The organism is Pseudomonas taetrolens (assembly GCF_900475285.1).
In the GTDB taxonomy this organism is placed as follows: domain Bacteria; phylum Pseudomonadota; class Gammaproteobacteria; order Pseudomonadales; family Pseudomonadaceae; genus Aquipseudomonas; species Aquipseudomonas taetrolens.
Window position 1 is genome coordinate 3,752,067 of sequence record NZ_LS483370.1, and the last position, 18,417, is coordinate 3,770,483.

Below are 18,417 nucleotides of genomic sequence, written 5' to 3' on the forward strand. Positions count from 1 at the left end.
GCTGACGGGGAGTCTCTGGGTCGTATTTAAGATGAACGTGTTCAGCGCGGGTTTTAACCGCGTTCGCCTTGCAGCCACTGCAATTGAACTTCGTGCTGGCCACGGTCATCAGTGACGAAAATCGTGCCTTCGCTGATCATCACGTCCCACTTGATCACTCGGGGCATGTCTTTGGCGAGGACTTCGAGAATCTCTTGCGGAACGGCAGCAATATTGACGTTTTTCAGGTTTTTGATCGCCGGGATGACCTTGCCTTCCCACACGCGCAAGCTGCCATAGGCCAGCAAGCTGGTGCGTTCGGTACGACGCGAGCACCAGGTCAGACGCTCGGCATCGGGCTGGCCGACTTCGATCCAGTGCAGAACACGGTCATCCAGGCTTTTTTCCCAGAGTGCCGGTTCGTCTACATCTGACAGGCCGCGACCAAAAGACAGCTGCTCGTTGTACCAGAAGGCATAGGCCAGAAGACGCACGGTCATACGCTCTTCAGTTTCTGAAGGGTGACGGGCGATGGTCTGCTTGACGCTTTCATACACCCCGCGATCGAGGTCGGTAAGGTTGAGTTCAAACTTGTAGGTCGTGGACGGCTGGGCCATGAACGGGCTTCTTGATACGGAGAAAGGCGGTAAGTCTAACCGATCCGGCCGCTCTTCAACGAATCCTTGACCCTGGCTTCTTGCCGGCTGCGACCTATGTTAAAAGGCTGTACCCGCCTGCTCTGGACAAGGACAAATCATGCCGCTCGCAGCCAAACCCCTATCGGGCCTCAAAGTCGTCGAACTGGGCACTCTGATCGCGGGTCCGTTTGCATCGCGGATCTGCGCCGAATTCGGTGCGCAAGTGATCAAAGTCGAGTCCCCGGATGGCGGTGACCCGTTGCGCAAATGGCGCAAGCTGTACGAAGGCACCTCCCTGTGGTGGTTCGTCCAGGCGCGCAACAAGAAGTCCCTGACCCTGAACCTCAAGCACCCTGACGGGCTGAGTATCCTCAAGGCGTTATTGGCAGAGGCCGATATCCTGATCGAAAACTTCCGCCCCGGCGTTCTGGAAAAACTCGGCCTGGGCTGGGATGTGCTGCACGCCTTGAACCCGAAACTGGTGATGGTGCGGCTGTCCGGCTTTGGCCAGACCGGCCCGATGAAAGACCAGCCGGGGTTTGGTGCCGTGGGTGAGTCCATGGGCGGGCTGCGCTACATCACCGGTTTTGAAGATCGTCCGCCAGTGCGCACCGGCATCTCGATCGGCGACTCGATTGCCGCACTGTGGGGGGTGATTGGCGCGCTGATGGCGCTGCGTCACCGTGAAGTCAATGGCGGTCAGGGACAAGTCGTGGACGTAGCGTTGTACGAAGCCATTTTTGCCATGATGGAAAGCATGGTGCCGGAGTTCGATGTGTTCGGTTTTATTCGTGAGCGCACAGGCAACATCATGCCCGGCATTACCCCTTCGTCGATTCATACCAGCCTGGATGGAAAGCACGTGCAAATCGGCGCCAATGGTGACGCGATCTTCAAGCGTTTCATGCAGGTTATCGGGCGTGAAGATCTGGCCAACGACCCGGTACTGGCCAGCAATGATGGCCGCGACACCCGCCGTGACGAGCTGTATGGTGTGATTGACCGCTGGGTGGCTTCACTGCCGCTTGAGACCGTGCTGGAACAACTGGGCGTTGCGCAGGTGCCTGCCAGCCGCATCTTCTCGGCCGAAGACATGTTCAGTGACCCGCAATTCCTGGCGCGAGAAATGTTTCTGCAAGCCCGGTTGCCGGATGGCAAAGACTTCAAGATGCCAGGCATCGTCCCGAAGCTTTCAGACACTCCCGGCTCGGCTGACTGGGTGGGGCCCGAGTTGGGCGCTCATAACGCTGAAGTGTTGGGCGAACTGGGTTACGACACCGCCGCCATAGCAACCCTCAAGCTGGCAGGCGCTATCTAGAGCCATCTCCAGTGGATACCCAAAGGACTGGTACCATGATTCATCGCACAAGGCGGCGAAGCATTCTGACCGGGCTGATTTCATCGGCATTGTTGATCGCGGCACCGGGTGTCCTGGGCGCCGAAAAGCTCATTTGGCTATTACGCGATCTGCCGCCATTGGTCGTGGTGGACGGCCCGCAAAAGGGTCAAGGGGTAATTGATCAACTGATGCCCGTGCTGATGGCAAACATGCCGCAGTACCAGCATGTCGTGATGCGGGTGAACCGGGCACGGGCCCTTCAGATGCTTCATGCCCCCTCACTGACCTGCGACCCGACCCTGATCTGGAATCCAGCCCGTGCCCGCTGGGTCGTTTACTCCACGCCCGTTATTGCCTTGCAGGGAAATGGACTGGCGATTCAACGTCAGAATCAATTACAGATCGCCCCCTTTGTGACCGACGGCAAAGTAGACCTGTCAGCCTTACTGAACAGCCATGCTTTGAAGTTGGGTGTTATCGCAAAACGCAGCTACGGCGAGGTCATTGACCGTCAACTGCCACAGAGCCCTGCACATCAGATTTTTATCCATTACGGGGGGAACCCGATGAGCAGCCTGTTGCGCATGCAGCAAGCGGATCGCTTGCAGGCGCTGTTGGGGTATTGGCCCGAGATTCAGGTAAAAGCCAGGCAACAAGGACTGTCTCCCGACAGCATGATTTTTTACCCGGTACTGGGCGCCCCGGCTCTCCAGTCCCTTTACGTCGGGTGTTCGGACACACCGGAAGGTCGACGGGTCATTGGCAGAGTCAACGACATACTGGCGCATCAAGGCCGTGAGGTGATCATCAAGTCCAGGGCACAGTGGCTTGCGCCCGAGTCGTCGGTTGACCATCCCCGCCCCTTGCTGCCCGCCCCCACCGACGCACATTGACAATGTCATGGAATAAAAAAATCCCGGGCTGTGGGGAGGCAGCTCGGGATTCAACAAGGTCATGAAGACCCTATCAACAGGCTACAAGCATCGGAGCAATAAGCTTGATCCTGCTGATGAAAAATCAGACTCAAACGTGCCGCTAAAGGTTCCTTTAAGCGTCCCTTCAATTCGCCCCCCCATCGCTGGCATACGCACCAATGCTTCGATAGGCATCCAGTAATTGCCCCAAGCCGTTTACCGTCACGGGCTTTGCCAGGCAGCCCAATACCCTCAGACCTTCACTGCGGGCTGTCCTTACCGCTTTTTCCACGATATGAGGTGCTGCACAACTCAAGATGATCAACGCCGACGCTTCTCGCCTTGCGGCTAACTCGCGAATCAGGTCTAGTCCCGTCAGACCTTCTACATAAAGATCACAGATAGCGACATCGATGGCTCCACGCTGAGCCAATGAACGTCGTGCAGAATCAAGATTTTCAGCGACCAACACATCAAATATGCGAAACGTATTCAACATTTGATGCAACACCATTAACTGGAAAGGGTTGTCTTCAAGAATCAAAACTTTCAGAGGTCGCATCACGGGCCCTTGGGAGATCGGCAGGCTTTCACCAGATGGATCTACTCTAGAAGGCTCTAGCTTCACGCGACATCAGAAAACTCCTAAGTTGGTGTAGCTCTTTTCTATCGACCGATGGCCAACCGACACTTACCACGCTGCACGAGGCCCCCATTTGCGAACTTCCGATATATCAAACCAGCCCCCCACCAATCCTTCCAGTCGCCCGGAAGCGGAATAAAATGGCACTGTCCACTGGTAGATTTCCATGGGGCCGGATTTGATTTCGATCATGCGTTTTTGATAGTAGGGTTGTCGGCTGTGGATCATTTGCATGATTTCACAGTGAAGTTGCTCAGCCAGTTTCTGCGGAAAAATATTCATTCCAATACTGTTTTGCCCGCGAATGTGTTCAAGCTTTATAGACATGCGCTCTTCATAACTTTGATTACACGTGATTACAGCACCCTGAAGGTCACACACAAAGATCGGACTGGGAATACCATCCAGAAAACGGCGCTGAAACGCCAGTTGCTCATACAACGCCTGCTCGGTTTCACGCCCGGCATGCACCTGCTTTTTTAGTCGTCGATTGCACAGAAACAGCATTAGCCCGGCGGCAGTCAGAAGCACTATCCCCCAGGACAACCAAACGGGCTGATACGAACTGCTTTCGATCAGCGGCGCCTGGCCGACAGCGCCCAACCATTTGGCTCTGAGCGTTCGAATTTCGTTGATGGGCATGGCTTCCAGAGCGTGGTTCATGATGCCGAGCAACTCTGGATATTGAGCATGCACCGAAAAATTGTCAGAGACCCACCGTCCATCGACACTTCGCCCCACCTTAAGACGCCCGGGTGGGTACAGATAAGCCTGCGTCTCACTCTGGATGGTTGCATCCGCCTCCCCTTGCTCGACCATTCGGCGGGCCTGGGCATAGGTATCGACCTGGCGTAATTCAATTGCCGGATACTCACGCCTGATCAGCTCTTCAAGGGCATGCCTGGCCGGAAGTACCAGCACCATTCCCGCCAGTTGATCGAGAGAACCGAGCCGGGAGTCATGGCTGCGCACAACAAAGACCCAGGGAGATCCACCGTACGAGTAGGTGAAATTCAAGAAGGCCTTGCGCTCATGGTTGATCGACAGGGTTGCATTCATTTGAGCTTCGCCGCTCTGGAGCATGTCCAGGGTATGCTCCGTTGAAAACGCCTCTTTGTGGACAAACTGCAATCCGGTCATGCGTGAAATGCGCTTCAGAATATCGACGCTCAATCCCTCCCAGCGGCCATTACCATTCTTGAAGGCATATAACGGAAATTGCTGACCCGCCACGGTGACCACCGGATTACGCTTGATCCATTCCCGCTCGCGAGGCAACAAGTTGAGGTGCTGGTGGGCAATACTTCCTTCCAGCCCGGAAGTCCAGCGCGCAAGCACCCTGTGTGAGACAGCGTTATCAAGGCTGCCCAATGCCTTCTCGATCAAAGCGCCAAGCATGGGATCGGCGCGTCGTGTGGCGAAGGAAAATCCGGAATCAGGTAATGCACTGTCACCAATAATGCGCAAACCTGAATAAGGTCGAACACTCTTGAACGACTGGATGATGACCTCATTGCCAATAAACGCATCAATATCACCTTCAATCAGCGCTTCCATGGCGCTGTGCAACGTAGGCGTAATGATGATCTCGCTATCGGGATAAAAGGCATGGGCCGTATGGATATCGATGTAGCCATCGACAAAGCCAATCTTTTTACCGCCCCAGGTGTGCGCAGCATCGGTATCGCTGCCGCGACCAACAATAACCGAGCGATCCGTCATATAGGCCGTCGATGACACAAGTCCCTCGACACCGCTTTCAAAACTACTGGCGCTGGCCAGAATGTCAATTTTGCCCGAGAGCAGTTCCGAGACGGCTTGATCGCGTTTTTTATACCCCAGAACTTCAATCGACACGCCCAGTTTGTCACGGACAATACTCAGGTAATCAGCGCTGATACCTTGATAACGATTGCGGTCGTGGGTGATATCGACGGGCTCGTAATCCGTAGTGGCGATACCGACCCGTAACTTGCCATGCTCTGACAGCCATTGTTTTTCAGTGCTGTTCAGTCGCAGCGGTTTAAAGTGGGTAAAGTTGGGTGACAGACTGAACGGCAGTCCTTGTGCAGCAGTGGACAGTTGCATGAAAAACAGCAGTCCAAGCGGGAGCAATGTGAGCACCCATGATTTAAGCACGCGGTGAAACATGGCAGCATCCTTGACTGGCTACTCGCCAAAATACGAAGGCGAAAACAGCGCAAGTTTGCCATGCACCCAAAAAAAAGCCCGTCAGATGACGGGCTTCAAAGTGCGTAAGACGTATACCGTTAAAGTGCCTTGCCGCGATTCCCATGCTGACTGACAAAGGCCTGTACCGCTTTCAGGTCATTGGCCAAAACGGTGTAGCGCTCCTCTCTTTCAAACAAGTCAGAAAGGTGAGCCGGCAGTTCCAGAGCTTTTCCTACCCCTGCCTTTTCAACTGCATCCGGGAACTTGACCGGGTGTGCCGTGCCCAGAATAACCATCGGAATGTCCAGGCTGCGACGGCACTCGCGAGCGGCCTTGACCCCAATGGCAGTGTGCGGATCCAGTACTTCGCCGGTTTCGGCAAACACCTCGGCAATGGTTTCGCAGGTTTGCGCATCATCGACCGCCAGCGAGTCAAACAGACGTCGCGCTTCGGTCCAGCGATCTTCTTCGACGCTGAAGTTGCCGGTTTTCTTGAAGGTGTCCATAAGCCCGGCAACCGCCGCGCCATTACGGCCATGCAAATCGAACAGCAAGCGCTCGAAGTTCGAGGACACCATGATGTCCATCGACGGCGACAGCGTCGCGTGCAGCGTGTCCTTGGCGTACTGGTTGCCGCTCATGAAGCGATGCAGAATATCGTTGCGGTTGGTGGCAACGATCAGCTGGTTGATCGGCAAGCCCATGTTACGGGCCAGGTAACCGGCAAAAATATCGCCGAAGTTACCGGTAGGCACCGAGAACGATACCGAGCGATGCGGGCCGCCCAGTTGCAGAGAGGCATGGAAGTAGTAAACGATCTGGGCCATGATTCGGGCCCAGTTGATCGAGTTCACGGCAACCAGGCGAGTCCCCTTGAGGAAGCCTTGATCAGCGAAGCTGGCCTTGACCATTTCCTGACAGTCATCGAAGTTGCCTTCAATGGCGATGTTATGGATGTTATCGCCAAACAGCGTGGTCATCTGCCGACGCTGGACTTCCGAAACCCGATTGTTGGGGTGCAGGATGAAAATGTCGACATTTTCACAATGCTTGCAACCTTCAATCGCCGCAGAGCCGGTGTCGCCAGAAGTAGCGCCGACAATAACCACGCGCTCGCCACGTTTTTCCAGCACGTAGTCGAGCAAGCGGCCGAGCAACTGCAGGGCAAAATCCTTGAACGCCAGGGTCGGGCCATGGAACAGCTCAAGCACCCACTCGTTGCCGTTCAGTTGACGCAGCGGCGCCACGGCGGCGTGAGAAAACGCGCCATAGGTTTCTTCAAGGATCTTTTTGAAATCCGCGTCCGGGATGCTGCCGGTGACAAACGGGCGCATGACCCGAAAAGCCAGTTCGTGATACGGCAGGCCAGCCCAGGAAGCGATTTCTTCCTGGGTGAAGCGCGGCAGGTTTTCCGGTACATACAGACCGCCGTCACTGGCCAGACCGGCCAGCAGGACGTCTTCAAAATTCAGGGCCGGTGCCTGGCCACGGGTGCTGATATAACGCATTGGGGCAAACCTTCGGTTTGAGCGGCCAGCCACGCGCCTGGGGCAGTGGCACGTGACTGGCCGTGAAATTAATTTAGATGTTCAACGCGGATGCGAACGACCGGACCCACGACGCCTTGCAGCGCTTCCAGCGCAGTAATGGCATCGTTCATGTGCTGCTCAAGCACACGATGAGTCAGCAAAATCATTGGCACCAGGCCGTCATGCTCTTCAACTTCTTTCTGCATGATCGATTCAATGTTGATGCCACGCTCGGACAAGATACTGGCCACTTGTGCCAATACGCCCGGATGATCCTTGGCTTGAATGCGCAAGTAGTAGGCACTTTCGCATGCATCGATTGGCAGGATCGGATGGTCGGACAGCGAATCAGGCTGGAATGCCAAGTGCGGAACGCGGTTTTCAGGGTCTGACGTCATCGCACGTACCACGTCGACCAGGTCAGCCACCACCGACGACGCCGTTGGCTCCATGCCCGCGCCAGCGCCATAGAACAATGTCGAGCCAGCAGCGTCACCATTGACCATGACGGCGTTCATCACACCGTTCACGTTGGCAATCAGGCGATCTGCGGGAATCAGTGTCGGGTGAACCCGCAACTCGATGCCACTGGCGGTGCTGCGTGCAACGCCCAGGTGTTTGATGCGATAGCCCAGCGCTTCTGCGTAGTTCACGTCAGCCGTTGTCAGCTTGGTGATGCCTTCGGTATAGGCCTTGTCGAATTGCAACGGGATACCGAATGCAATCGACGCCAGGATCGTCAGTTTATGCGCAGCATCGATGCCTTCAACGTCAAAGGTAGGATCGGCTTCGGCATAACCCAGGGCCTGGGCTTCGGCCAGAACGTCTTCAAAGGTACGACCCTTTTCGCGCATTTCAGTGAGGATGAAATTGCCGGTGCCGTTGATGATGCCTGCAACCCAATTGATTCGATTGGCCGACAGGCCTTCACGGATCGCCTTGATCACCGGAATACCGCCTGCAACCGCAGCTTCGAACGCCACAATCACGCCCTTTTCCTGGGCCTTGGCGAAAATTTCGTTGCCATGTACGGCAATCAGCGCCTTGTTGGCGGTGACCACGTGCTTGCCGTTTTCGATGGCGGTGAGCACCAGGTCGCGGGCGATGGTGTAACCACCGATAAGCTCGATGACGATGTCGATTTCAGGGTTGGTCGCAACAGCGAATACATCGTTGGTAATGGGGGTACCGGCAATGTCGCACTGAGGGTTCGGCGTACGCATGGCAATTTGCGCAACCTGGATGCCACGCCCGGCACGGCGGGCAATTTCCTCGGCGTTACGCTTTAGTACGTTGAAGGTGCCGCCACCGACGGTCCCGAGCCCACAGATACCTACTTTGACCGGATTCACGCTGAACTCCCCATAAAACGGCCGACTCATGGGCCGGCCGTGAAAAACAACCGTGGATTGCCACGGTTCTCAATTAATAGCCAGGCACGCGATCTGCCTGGCCATGATCGTCAACGGGCGTGCCGTGACGATGCAGAATTATTTAACACCGAGGGCCAGCTTGCCAACCTGCGCAGCAGGCTGATAACCCGGAATCACCTGGCCATCGGCCAAAACGATGGCCGGCGTACCATTGACCCCAATGGATTGGCCAAGGGCGAACTGCCTGGAAACCGGGTTGGCGCATTTTGGCGCCTCGACCGTTTTACCATCCGTCATCTTGTCCATGGCGCTTCTTTTGTCTTTTGAGCACCAGACTGCCTGCAATTGCTGATCACCCTGCGAGCCAAGGCCCTGGCGCGGGAATGCAACATAGCGCACTTCGATCCCCATTTTGTTCAGTTCCGGGATTTCGGCATGCAATTTATGGCAATACGGGCATGTTGTGTCGGTAAAGACAGTGATGTGCGACTTGGTGTCGCCAATTGCAGGGTAAACGACGGTTTCTGCCACCGGAATACCGTTGATCAATTTAGCCACGCCCACGCGCTCGGCTTTCTCGGTCAGGTTGACCGGTTTGCCATCCTTGAGCTGAAACATGTAGCCCTGCACGATGAACTGACCATCTGCGCTGGCATACAGCACACGGCTGCCCTTGAGCTTGACTTCATACAGGCCGGCCATTGGACTGGCACTGATGCTCTCGACAGGAACATCCAGTTGCAGTGTCTCAAGGCTCTTGCGAATCGCTTGCTCGGCGCCGGTATCGGCAAAGGAAAAAGTACTGACCAACGCAATGGCTGCGGCGGCGAAAATCTGGGTCACGCGCATGAGAACTCCTGAAGGCGGACAAAACGGCCAAACCTGAATACCCCTATCCGAAAAGGGTTGGGCGGCTCGTTTTCTGAACCGGCAAAGCCTACCACAGATGACTTGCGTGGCCGACTCTGACCGACGCAAGCACGCGCTAGCCACGGGGGTGATGGCGGGCATGCAGGTCTTGCAAGCGGGCACGCGCCACATGGGTGTAGATCTGGGTTGTGGAGAGATCACTGTGCCCCAGCAACATCTGCACCACGCGCAAATCGGCGCCATGGTTCAACAAATGCGTCGCGAAGGCATGCCGCAGAGTGTGCGGGGACAGCGACTTGTCGATCCCGGCGACTTTGGCCTGATGCTTGATGCGGTGCCAGAAAGTCTGACGGGTCATTTGCTCGCCACGCTGACTGGGAAACAGAACATCGCTGGGCCGACCAGCGAGCAGCTCATAACGGGCATCGCGCATGTACCGCTCGACCCAGACAATTGCCTCCTCGCCCATGGGCACCAAACGCTCCTTGCTGCCCTTGCCCATCACGCGCAATACACCCTGGCGCAGATTGACCTGTTCCAGCGTCAGGCTGATCAGTTCCGTCACCCGCAGACCACAGGCGTACAGCACTTCGAGCATCGCCCGGTCACGCTGGCCGATGGCGTCGCTCAGATCGGGGGCAGCCAGCAATGCTTCAACGTCAGCCTCAGACAATGACTTGGGTAATGGCCTGCCCAACTGCGGCATATCAACCTGCAACGTAGGGTCGACTGCAATCAGCTTTTCACGCAACAGGTAGCGGTAAAACCCCCGCACTCCGGACAAGAAGCGTGCGGTCGAACGCGGCTTGTAACCTTGTTCAAGACGCCAGCCCAAGTGATCGAGGATCAACTCCCGCCCGGCATTGAGCAATTCGATACCGCGCTCCTGCAACCAGCCATTGAAGAGCGCCAGATCGCTGCGATAAGCATCGCGGGTATTGTCGGACAGACCTTTTTCAAGCCACAAGGCATCCAGAAAACGGTCGATAAGGGGATTGTCGATAGCAGGCATTGGCGCTCGAAAAGCGCAGACCAGAGGCCGCGCATAAATAAACAGTGAACTGCGAAAGTGGGCGCTAGTCTTTCATGGCTGGCCATCCCTTTAAACCAAAAGCATCAACCACATACCTCTCACTGGATCCTCTCATGAATGAACAACAGATTCTGCTGGCTTTTGGTGGCATCGGCATCGCAGCCCTGGGCTGCCAGTGGCTGGCCTGGCGCCTTAAATTACCGGCCATCCTGTTTTTGTTGCTGACGGGCATTGTTGTCGGCCCCGTCCTGGGCTGGCTAGACCCACAAGAACTGCTGGGGCCGCTGCTGATGCCACTGGTTTCGCTGGCAGTGGCACTGATCCTGTTTGAAGGCAGCCTGACCCTGCACGTGTCCGAATGGCGCGAAATCGGCAGCGTGGTGCATCGGCTGGTGACCGTCGGCGCCCTGTCGACCTGGGCAGTCATCACACTGGCCACTCATTGGCTGCTGGGTTTTGACTGGCTGCTGGCCCTGCTGTTCGGCACCCTGACACTGGTCACCGGACCAACCGTCATTGTGCCAATGCTGCGCGTCGTGCGACCCAAAGCATCGATTGCCAACATCCTGCGCTGGGAAGGCATCGTCATTGACCCGATTGGCGCCCTGCTCGCCGTCGTGGTTTACAGCTTCATCATTTCCCGCGCTGCGGGAGACGGCCTGAGCCACAGCCTGCTGACCTTTGGCGGGGTGATTCTGTGCGGTAGCCTGTTCGGGCTTGTTGGTGGCTGGGTACTGGGACACATTCTGCGCAGGCAATGGCTGCCGGAGTATTTGCACAGCCTGGCAACACTGGCTGCCGTGCTGGGGATCTTCATTGCCTCCAATCAGATAATGCATGAGTCCGGCTTGCTCGCCGTCACGCTGATGGGCATGTGGATGGCCAATATGAAAGGCGTGGATGTGCGGCATATCCTGCACTTCAAGGAAAACCTCAGCGTACTGCTGATTTCAGGCCTGTTTATTCTGCTGGCCGCCCGCCTTGACCTCAATGCCATGATCGCACTGGGGCCCGTCGTACTGGTTTTGTTGCTGATCATCCAGTTCATTGCCCGTCCGCTGAACGTACTGCTGTCGACCTTCGGCTCAAAGCTCAATTGGCGCGAACGCGCACTGCTGGCCTGGATTGCACCTCGTGGAATTGTCGCGGCAGCTGTTTCGGCAATTTTCGCGATTCGCCTCGACCAGGCCGGCCATGAAGGGGCATTGCTGCTGGTACCGCTGGCGTTTGCGGTCATTATCGGCACGGTCGTCCTGCAAAGCGCCACGGCCCGCCCTCTTGCACGTCTGCTCAAGGTCGCCGAGCCCGCCCCCAGCGGCTTTTTGATCGTGGGCGCCAACGGTCCCGCCCGTGTCGTAGGCAAAGCTTTGCAGCACCTGGGCAGCCGGGTATTGCTGACCGACTCCAACTGGGAAAACATTCGCGCAGCCCGCATGGAAAATTTGCCGACATACTTCGGAAATCCCGCTTCACAGCATGCCGAGGCCCATCTGGATCTCGTCGGCCTTGGGCATTTGCTCGCACTTTCGCCTTCTGGTGAGTTGAATGCACTGGCTGCGATGCGCTTTCGTCATGAGTTCGGCCATCAGCGCCTGTACGCCCTGGTCAGCGGACAAGAAAGCCAGCGTACTGACAAACATCGCGCAAGCCATGAGCATCGCGGACAAGCCCTTGGCGACCGCGCCCTGACCTACAGCCAGCTGGCCAACGCCCTGAATCAAGGCGCCGAGCTCTACAGCACACAGCTGACCGAGAATTTTACCTGGGAGGACTATCAAGCCCTGCATGGACCGCGAGCCACACTGCTGTTCGCTCGCGACAGCAGTGGTTGGGTGTACGTGGTAACCCCGGAACGCGACCTGAAACCGGGACCGGGATGGACGTTGCTGGCCCTGATCAGCCAGGAGTCCTGAGCGAGTGCTGCTTACTGTGCGTACCCTGGCAATACAGGCACCGGGCGTTTGTCTTCGTCGATGGCGACAAAGCTGAACAAGCCTTGGATCGCCAACTCGCGACCGTCGCAGCTCATGCTTTCGACATAGACTTCGACTTCAACCTTGAGGCTGGTGTTGCCGACTTTGACCACCCGGCCCACCAGCTCAACGATGGAACCTGCCGCAATCGGATGGTTGAAGTCGATACGATCGGTGGACACGGTCACCAATGGCAAACGGCAAAAGCGCGTTGCAGCGATGAACGACACTTCGTCCATCCAGGCCAGGGCGGTGCCGCCAAACAGTGTGTTGTGATGATTGGTCGTCGAGGGGAACACGGCTTTGGTGATGCGGGTAACTGATAATTCGGTACGACGTTGGATCTCTTGCTCACGCGGAGTCATGCTTTTACTACCTACAACTGGACAAAGGTCTGATAAATCGCAGACAACAAAAAAGCAGCCCGAAGGCTGCTTTTTTCTGCATCGGGAAGCTGGACTTAAGCCAGTTTTTCCTTGATGCGAGCTGCTTTACCGGACAGGTCACGCAGGTAGTACAGCTTGGCTTTACGAACGTCACCGCGACGCTTAACAGCCATGCTGTCGATTTGCGGGCTGTAGGTCTGGAAAGTACGCTCTACGCCAACACCGTTGGAGATTTTACGAACAGTGAAAGCACTGTTCACACCACGGTTACGCTTGGCAATCACTACACCTTCGAAAGCTTGCAGACGCGAACGATCGCCTTCCTTCACTTTCACCTGAACGACAATGGTGTCGCCCGGGGCAAAAGGAGGGATCTCTTTGGTCATCTGCTCTGCTTCGAGTGCAAGGATGATTTTGTTAGTCATGCTGTGCTCCTAAGGTAGATCGTCTGATCTACCATCGATACGTTGTTAACTATCGTCCCGCTCGCGGATGTATTCCTCAAGCAGCTTCTTCTCTTCTCCAGAAAGCGAGCGGCTTTCCAGAAGATCGGCGCGTCGTTCAAAGGTCCGCCCAAGGGACTGCTGTAAACGCCAACGCCGGATGTGTGCATGATTGCCACTAAGCAATACGTCGGGAACACGCTGATCCGCATACACCTCCGGTCGGGTGTAGTGCGGGCAATCCAGCAGACCATCCGTAAAGGAATCTTCCTCGGCGGAGTCCGCATGCCCTAAAGCTCCGGGCAGCAGTCGTGTAACCGCATCAATCAGAACCATCGCCGGTAGCTCGCCACCGGAGAGTACATAGTCACCAATCGACCACTCTTCATCGACATAAGCGTCAATAAAACGCTCGTCAATGCCTTCATAACGACCTGCAATGAGGATTAATGCTTCCTCATTCGCCAGTTCGCGTACCGCCGACTGATTCAGTTGACGGCCTTGGGGCGACAGGTAAATAACCTTCGCCGCCTCTCCGGCTGCTTGTCTGGCCTGAACCAGTGCATCTTCCAGAGGCTTGATCTTCATCACCATGCCCGGACCACCGCCAAATGGGCGATCGTCCACAGTGTGATGTCGGTCCGTTGTGTAGTCTCGCGGATTCCAACAGGTGAGCTGCAAGAGCCCTTGTTTCACCGCGCGACTGGTGATGCCGTAGTCGCTGATGGCGGAAAACATTTCGGGAAACAAACTGATCACTTCTACGCGCAAATTAGCCACGCTTAGAAGTCCGCATCCCAATCCACCTTCATCTCGCCGGCTACCAGGTCGACGTTCAACACGCATTGCTCTGTATAGGGCAACAAGCGATCACGATCATCCAGGCTACCTGGGCAAGGTTTGACTTCCATGACATCGTTCGAGCCAGTTTCCATCAGATCAACAACCTTGCCGAGCAATTGCCCTTCGAGGTTGATCACTTTCAGACCCTGCAGCTGGTACCAGTAGTACTCGCCGTCGGTCAGTTCAGGAAACAGGTTACGCGGCACGCAGATTTCGAATTCGCGAAGAAGACCAGCTTCATCACGGTCATCGAGACCCTTGAGCTTCACAACCAGAAACTTGCCGTTGTGTGAACGGCCACTGACCAGCTCTGCCTGTCGTACATCATTACCGCGCCGAAGCGTCAGTTTTTTGTAGTCCAACAGGTTATCAATTGGATCCGTAAAGGAATAAACCTTCACTTCGCCGCGCACGCCGTGAATCGAGTAGATTTTGCCGATAACGATCAAATCATCAGCAGTTTCAGGCGTCACGCTCATATTGCTCAGGCCGCAGCCTTAGCGTTTTCTTTCACAAGCTGAGCAACACGCTCAGACATTTGTGCACCAACACCTACCCAGTAGGCAAGGCGGTCTTCTTTCACGGAGAAACGAACTTCCTGACCACGGGCAACCGGGTTGAAGAAGCCAATTTGTTCCTTGTGGGAACCGTCACGTGGGTTACGGCTGTCGGTAACGGTCAAGTGGTAAAACGGGCGCTTTTTGGAGCCGCCAAGGGCAAGACGGATTGTTAGCATGTGAACATCGTTCCTGTAGTCGGTGCTGCAAATCTAAATGCACAGCGGGCATAGGTGCCCGAAAGGCCGCATATTCTAAGGAATATCCGGACTTTTGCAAATGTCTTTTTCTGGCGCCTATCGACGTGCCATGAAGATTTGCTATAAGGCCGCCACGAATGACGGCAGGTCAGCTCCCGCACAGCGCGGGTTTGCCGGGTGTCTCGCATTGCTGCGAGTTGCGCAAACGCATGCGCTTGCGCAGGTAATTTACATTTTCGGCATGCCGCCGCCGGGCATCATCGAGCCCATGCCACGCATCATTTTCGCCATTCCGCCCTTGGCGGAGAACTTCTTCATCATCTTCTGCATCTGCTTGTGCTGCTTGATCAAGCGACCGATGTCCTGCACCTGAGTGCCGGAACCCATGGCAATCCGGCGCTTGCGCGAACCGCTGATCAGCTCAGGGTCACGGCGCTCGGCCGGAGTCATGGAGTTGATGATGGCTTCCATTTGCTTGAATTGCTTCTCGGCCGCGCCCTGGGCATTGCCCATTTGCGCCAGATTGACGCCGCCCATGTTCGGCAGCTTGTCCATGAGGCCGCCAAGGCCGCCCATGTTCTTCATCTGTTGCAGCTGATCACGGAAGTCTTCGAGATCGAAGCCTTTGCCTTTCTTGAGCTTTTTGGCCAGTTTGTCGGCCTTGTCCTTATCGAGGGTCTGTTCGGCCTGCTCAATAAGGCTGAGTACGTCACCCATGCCCAGAATGCGCGATGCAATACGATCCGGGTGGAAGGGTTCGAGCGCGTCGCTCTTCTCACCCATACCGATAAACTTGATCGGCTTGCCGGTAATCGAGCGCACGGACAATGCTGCGCCACCACGGGCATCACCGTCGACCTTGGTCAGGATCACCCCCGTCAGCGGGAGCGCATCGCCAAAGGCCTTGGCCGTGTTGGCGGCATCCTGACCGGTCATGGCGTCAACCACGAACAGGGTTTCTGCAGGCTTGACCGCCGCGTGCAGCTCCTGGATCTCGGTCATCATGTCAGCGTCGATGTGCAGACGACCCGCGGTATCGACAATCACCACGTCAATGAACTTCAGCTTGGCTTCATTGATGGCTGCCATCGCGATGGTAACTGGCTTCTGGCTGATATCGGACGGGAAGAACGTAGCGCCCACTTCGCCCGCCAGGGTTTCCAGCTGCTTGATCGCGGCCGGACGATAAACGTCGACCGAAACCACCATCACGGATTTCTTTTTGCGTTCTTTAAGGAAACGCGCCAGCTTGCCAGCGGTGGTGGTTTTACCCGCACCCTGCAGACCGGCCATCAAAACAACGGCTGGCGGCGTGACATTGAGGACCAGGTCCTCGTTGGCGGCGCCCATCAGGCTTTCGAGCTCAGCCTGGACAATCTTCACGAATGCCTGGCCCGGCGTCAGGCTGCGCGACACTTCCGTGCCCACAGCGCGCTCTTTGACCGCGGCGACGAAGTCTTTGACCACTGGCAAAGCCACGTCGGCTTCCAGCAACGCCATGCGCACTTCACGCAGGGTGTCTTTGATATTGTCCTCGGTCAGCTTGGCCTTGCCGGTAACATGGCGCAGCGTCTGCGAGAGACGGTCGGTTAAATTTTCAAACATGCGCGATCCTTTCAGGCCCAAAGTAGACCGGGGTTATTGCGGCCCAGCCCGTGTAAAACTGATGCTCGGCGAGCCTGCGGCGTGGGCAGGTCGCGGATTATAGCGAAGACTGGCCGCGGCGGACACCTTGCCGTTGGCTTATGTGGTCTTTCGTGCACGGGCGGTTGTATGCCAAACTCAGTCCTTTCGGGCTTGCCTAACAGGATTTATGCTCCCCTTGTCACCCAGCTTGCTACCCAGCCTCGCCGCCGCCTGTATCTATGCCGCTGCGACCTTCTATCAAGGCACTTGCCTGCGCCAGGGCGCAAAGGCGAACAAGCGCCTGTTGGTGACGCTTGGCATTCTTGCCGTGCTCACCCATGCGACCAGCCTCTTTACCCATCTGATGACGCCAGCCGGTCTCGAACTGGACTTTTTCAGCGCAGCCAGCCTGATTGCCGTGGCGGTTATCGCAGTGACACTGGTCGCCTGCGCCCGGATCCCGGTCGAGAACCTGCTGCTGCTTCTATACCCGCTGGGAATGATCACCGTGCTGCTGTCAGAATTTGCACCACCCGGCACGGTTCAGGTCATCAATGAAGAGCCTGGTATCCTCGCGCACATTCTGTTGTCGATCCTGGCCTATGGGATGTTCACCATCGCGATGTTCCAGGCCTTGCTACTGTCGCTGCAAAACTACCAGCTCAAACACAAACACCCGAAAGGCCTGATCAAGAACTTTCCGCCCCTGCAAACCATGGAAAGCCTGCTGTTCGGCTTCCTGTGGACCGGATGGTCCCTGCTCTCGCTGTCGCTGATCTCGGGCTGGTTGTTCCTGGGCAACCTGTTTGCCCAGCATCTGGTGCACAAAACCCTGCTGGCCTGCCTGGCATGGATCGTATTCAGCGTGCTGTTGCTAGGGCGCCACCATCTGGGCTGGCGCGGGCACAAAGCTATCCGCTGGACGTTTGCCGGGTTCTGCCTGCTGATGCTGGCCTACTTTGGCAGCAAGCTGGTTCGCGAATACATTCTGCATATCTGACGGGCGATGATTATGGATAGCTTGCCCCCCGGGCCGTTACTCGCAGTACTGGCAATATTGATCGCCGCTGCCGGGATGCTTGCCGGCTTTTTCTTGCGCCAGCGCATCGGCGTGGCTCAACGTGTTGAAGCCCTACAGCCTGGCCATGACGACACCCTGTCGGATGACCAGCAGCCCAACAGTCGCCCGCACCTGCTCTCAGGCATCCATGCGCTGGACAACATCACGGTCAATGACATCCTCATCCCGCGCAATGAAGTTGAAGGCATCAACCTGGATGACTCGATCGAGGCCCTGACCGAGCAGCTTCGTCATACCGAGCGCACGCGCCTGCCGGTGTTTCACAATGACATCAACCAGGTCGAAGCCATCCTCAACACCCGACATGTCCAGCACCTGCTGGCGGATGCAAGCCTGACCAAGGAAGCCATACTGGCGGTCTGCCACGAACCTTACTTCGTCCCGGAAAGCACCCCGCTGCAATTGCAACTGCTGAACTTCCACAAGCAGCAGCGCCGCATGGGCGTGGTGGTCGACGAATACGGCGAAGTGCTCGGGATCGTGACACTCGAAGACATCCTCGAAGAAATCGTCAGCGAGTTCGAGAACGAACAGAATATCGACAACCCGCTCATTGACCCTCTGCCTGACGGGCGCTTTGTGATCGATGGTGCAGCCTCTATCCGCGACCTGAACAAAAGCCTGGGCTGGCACCTGCCCTGCGACGGCCCGAAAACACTCAACGGACTTGTCACCGAAGCACTGGAAACCATTCCGGAAACCACCGTTTGCCTGAAAATCGGCGCCTACCGCCTGGAAATCCTCGAGACCGAGGACAACCGCGTCAGCCGCGTGCTTATCTGGCACAACAGCGTCAAGCCCGCGGTTTAATCAGCGCT

At 56.4% G+C, this 18,417-nt stretch carries 17 protein-coding genes and 1 pseudogene; 5 read left to right on the plus strand and 13 right to left on the minus strand.

Annotated features, from left to right (window positions below):
- Positions 1 to 53 precede the first annotated feature (53 nt).
- Positions 54 to 596: a YaeQ family protein gene (locus tag DQN55_RS17330; RefSeq protein ID WP_048378767.1), complete on the minus strand. Its 543-nt coding sequence runs from the start codon at positions 594 to 596 to the stop codon at positions 54 to 56.
- Between the two features lie 139 nt (positions 597 to 735).
- Between DQN55_RS17330 and DQN55_RS17335 the strand changes: the two genes are divergently transcribed.
- Positions 736 to 1,935 (plus strand): CaiB/BaiF CoA transferase family protein, encoded by a 1,200-nt coding sequence (locus DQN55_RS17335; protein ID WP_048378765.1) that lies wholly within the window; start codon positions 736 to 738, stop codon positions 1,933 to 1,935.
- Positions 1,936 to 1,970: 35 nt separating this feature from the next.
- Entirely contained in the window at positions 1,971 to 2,849 is an 879-nt protein-coding gene (locus tag DQN55_RS17340; RefSeq protein ID WP_048378763.1) for a TIGR02285 family protein, read from the plus strand.
- 166 nt (positions 2,850 to 3,015) lie between these two features.
- Here the strand turns inward: DQN55_RS17340 and DQN55_RS17345 are convergent, their stop codons facing one another.
- From DQN55_RS17345 to xerD, 6 genes are all read right to left on the minus strand, one after another.
- Complete coding sequence (locus DQN55_RS17345; RefSeq protein ID WP_172601065.1) at positions 3,016 to 3,432, minus strand: response regulator; 417 nt, start codon at positions 3,430 to 3,432, stop codon at positions 3,016 to 3,018.
- A 129-nt stretch (positions 3,433 to 3,561) separates the two neighbouring features.
- Positions 3,562 to 5,664 carry a transporter substrate-binding domain-containing protein gene (locus tag DQN55_RS17350; protein ID WP_053070891.1) on the minus strand — a complete coding sequence of 701 codons (2,103 nt, stop codon included), beginning with the start codon at positions 5,662 to 5,664 and terminating at the stop codon, positions 3,562 to 3,564.
- Positions 5,665 to 5,783: 119 nt separating this feature from the next.
- Positions 5,784 to 7,193, minus strand: a complete 1,410-nt coding sequence (gene thrC / locus DQN55_RS17355) for a threonine synthase (RefSeq protein WP_048378761.1) — start codon at positions 7,191 to 7,193, stop codon at positions 5,784 to 5,786.
- Between the two features lie 68 nt (positions 7,194 to 7,261).
- Positions 7,262 to 8,566, minus strand: a complete 1,305-nt coding sequence (locus tag DQN55_RS17360) for a homoserine dehydrogenase (protein WP_048379546.1) — start codon at positions 8,564 to 8,566, stop codon at positions 7,262 to 7,264.
- Between the two features lie 138 nt (positions 8,567 to 8,704).
- Positions 8,705 to 9,436: a DsbC family protein gene (locus tag DQN55_RS17365; protein ID WP_048378759.1), complete on the minus strand. Its 732-nt coding sequence runs from the start codon at positions 9,434 to 9,436 to the stop codon at positions 8,705 to 8,707.
- Between the two features lie 136 nt (positions 9,437 to 9,572).
- Positions 9,573 to 10,469 carry a site-specific tyrosine recombinase XerD gene (gene xerD / locus DQN55_RS17370; RefSeq protein WP_048378757.1) on the minus strand — a complete coding sequence of 299 codons (897 nt, stop codon included), beginning with the start codon at positions 10,467 to 10,469 and terminating at the stop codon, positions 9,573 to 9,575.
- A 134-nt stretch (positions 10,470 to 10,603) separates the two neighbouring features.
- Here xerD and DQN55_RS17375 point away from each other — a divergent pair, with 134 nt between their 5' ends.
- Positions 10,604 to 12,403, plus strand: coding sequence for a cation:proton antiporter (locus tag DQN55_RS17375; RefSeq protein ID WP_048378755.1), 1,800 nt, complete (start codon positions 10,604 to 10,606; stop codon positions 12,401 to 12,403).
- Positions 12,404 to 12,414: 11 nt separating this feature from the next.
- On the opposite strand, the gene DQN55_RS17380 is transcribed toward DQN55_RS17375, so the two are convergent.
- From DQN55_RS17380 to ffh, 6 genes are all read right to left on the minus strand, one after another.
- Positions 12,415 to 12,828, minus strand: a complete 414-nt coding sequence (locus DQN55_RS17380) for an acyl-CoA thioesterase (RefSeq protein ID WP_048378753.1) — start codon at positions 12,826 to 12,828, stop codon at positions 12,415 to 12,417.
- Positions 12,829 to 12,923: 95 nt separating this feature from the next.
- Complete coding sequence (gene rplS / locus DQN55_RS17385; protein WP_003440273.1) at positions 12,924 to 13,274, minus strand: 50S ribosomal protein L19; 351 nt, start codon at positions 13,272 to 13,274, stop codon at positions 12,924 to 12,926.
- 45 nt (positions 13,275 to 13,319) lie between these two features.
- A complete protein-coding gene (gene trmD, locus DQN55_RS17390) occupies positions 13,320 to 14,030 on the minus strand; it encodes a tRNA (guanosine(37)-N1)-methyltransferase TrmD (protein WP_231995698.1) in 711 nt (236 codons plus the stop codon).
- 44 nt (positions 14,031 to 14,074) lie between these two features.
- The gene (rimM, locus tag DQN55_RS17395; protein ID WP_048378749.1) at positions 14,075 to 14,614 is read right to left on the minus strand and encodes a ribosome maturation factor RimM; all 540 of its coding nucleotides are present in this window, start codon (positions 14,612 to 14,614) and stop codon (positions 14,075 to 14,077) included.
- 5 nt (positions 14,615 to 14,619) lie between these two features.
- Positions 14,620 to 14,871: a 30S ribosomal protein S16 gene (rpsP, locus tag DQN55_RS17400; RefSeq protein ID WP_048378748.1), complete on the minus strand. Its 252-nt coding sequence runs from the start codon at positions 14,869 to 14,871 to the stop codon at positions 14,620 to 14,622.
- Between the two features lie 249 nt (positions 14,872 to 15,120).
- Positions 15,121 to 16,497 (minus strand): signal recognition particle protein, encoded by a 1,377-nt coding sequence (ffh, locus tag DQN55_RS17405; RefSeq protein WP_048378746.1) that lies wholly within the window; start codon positions 16,495 to 16,497, stop codon positions 15,121 to 15,123.
- Between the two features lie 208 nt (positions 16,498 to 16,705).
- Here ffh and DQN55_RS17410 point away from each other — a divergent pair, with 208 nt between their 5' ends.
- On the plus strand, positions 16,706 to 17,518 hold the full coding sequence (locus DQN55_RS17410) for a cytochrome C assembly family protein (RefSeq protein ID WP_048378744.1): 813 nt from the start codon (positions 16,706 to 16,708) through the stop codon (positions 17,516 to 17,518).
- Positions 17,519 to 17,713: 195 nt separating this feature from the next.
- Positions 17,714 to 18,409, plus strand: a pseudogene (locus tag DQN55_RS17415) (transporter associated domain-containing protein); the annotation flags it as partial.
- Positions 18,410 to 18,417: the final 8 nt, after the last annotated feature.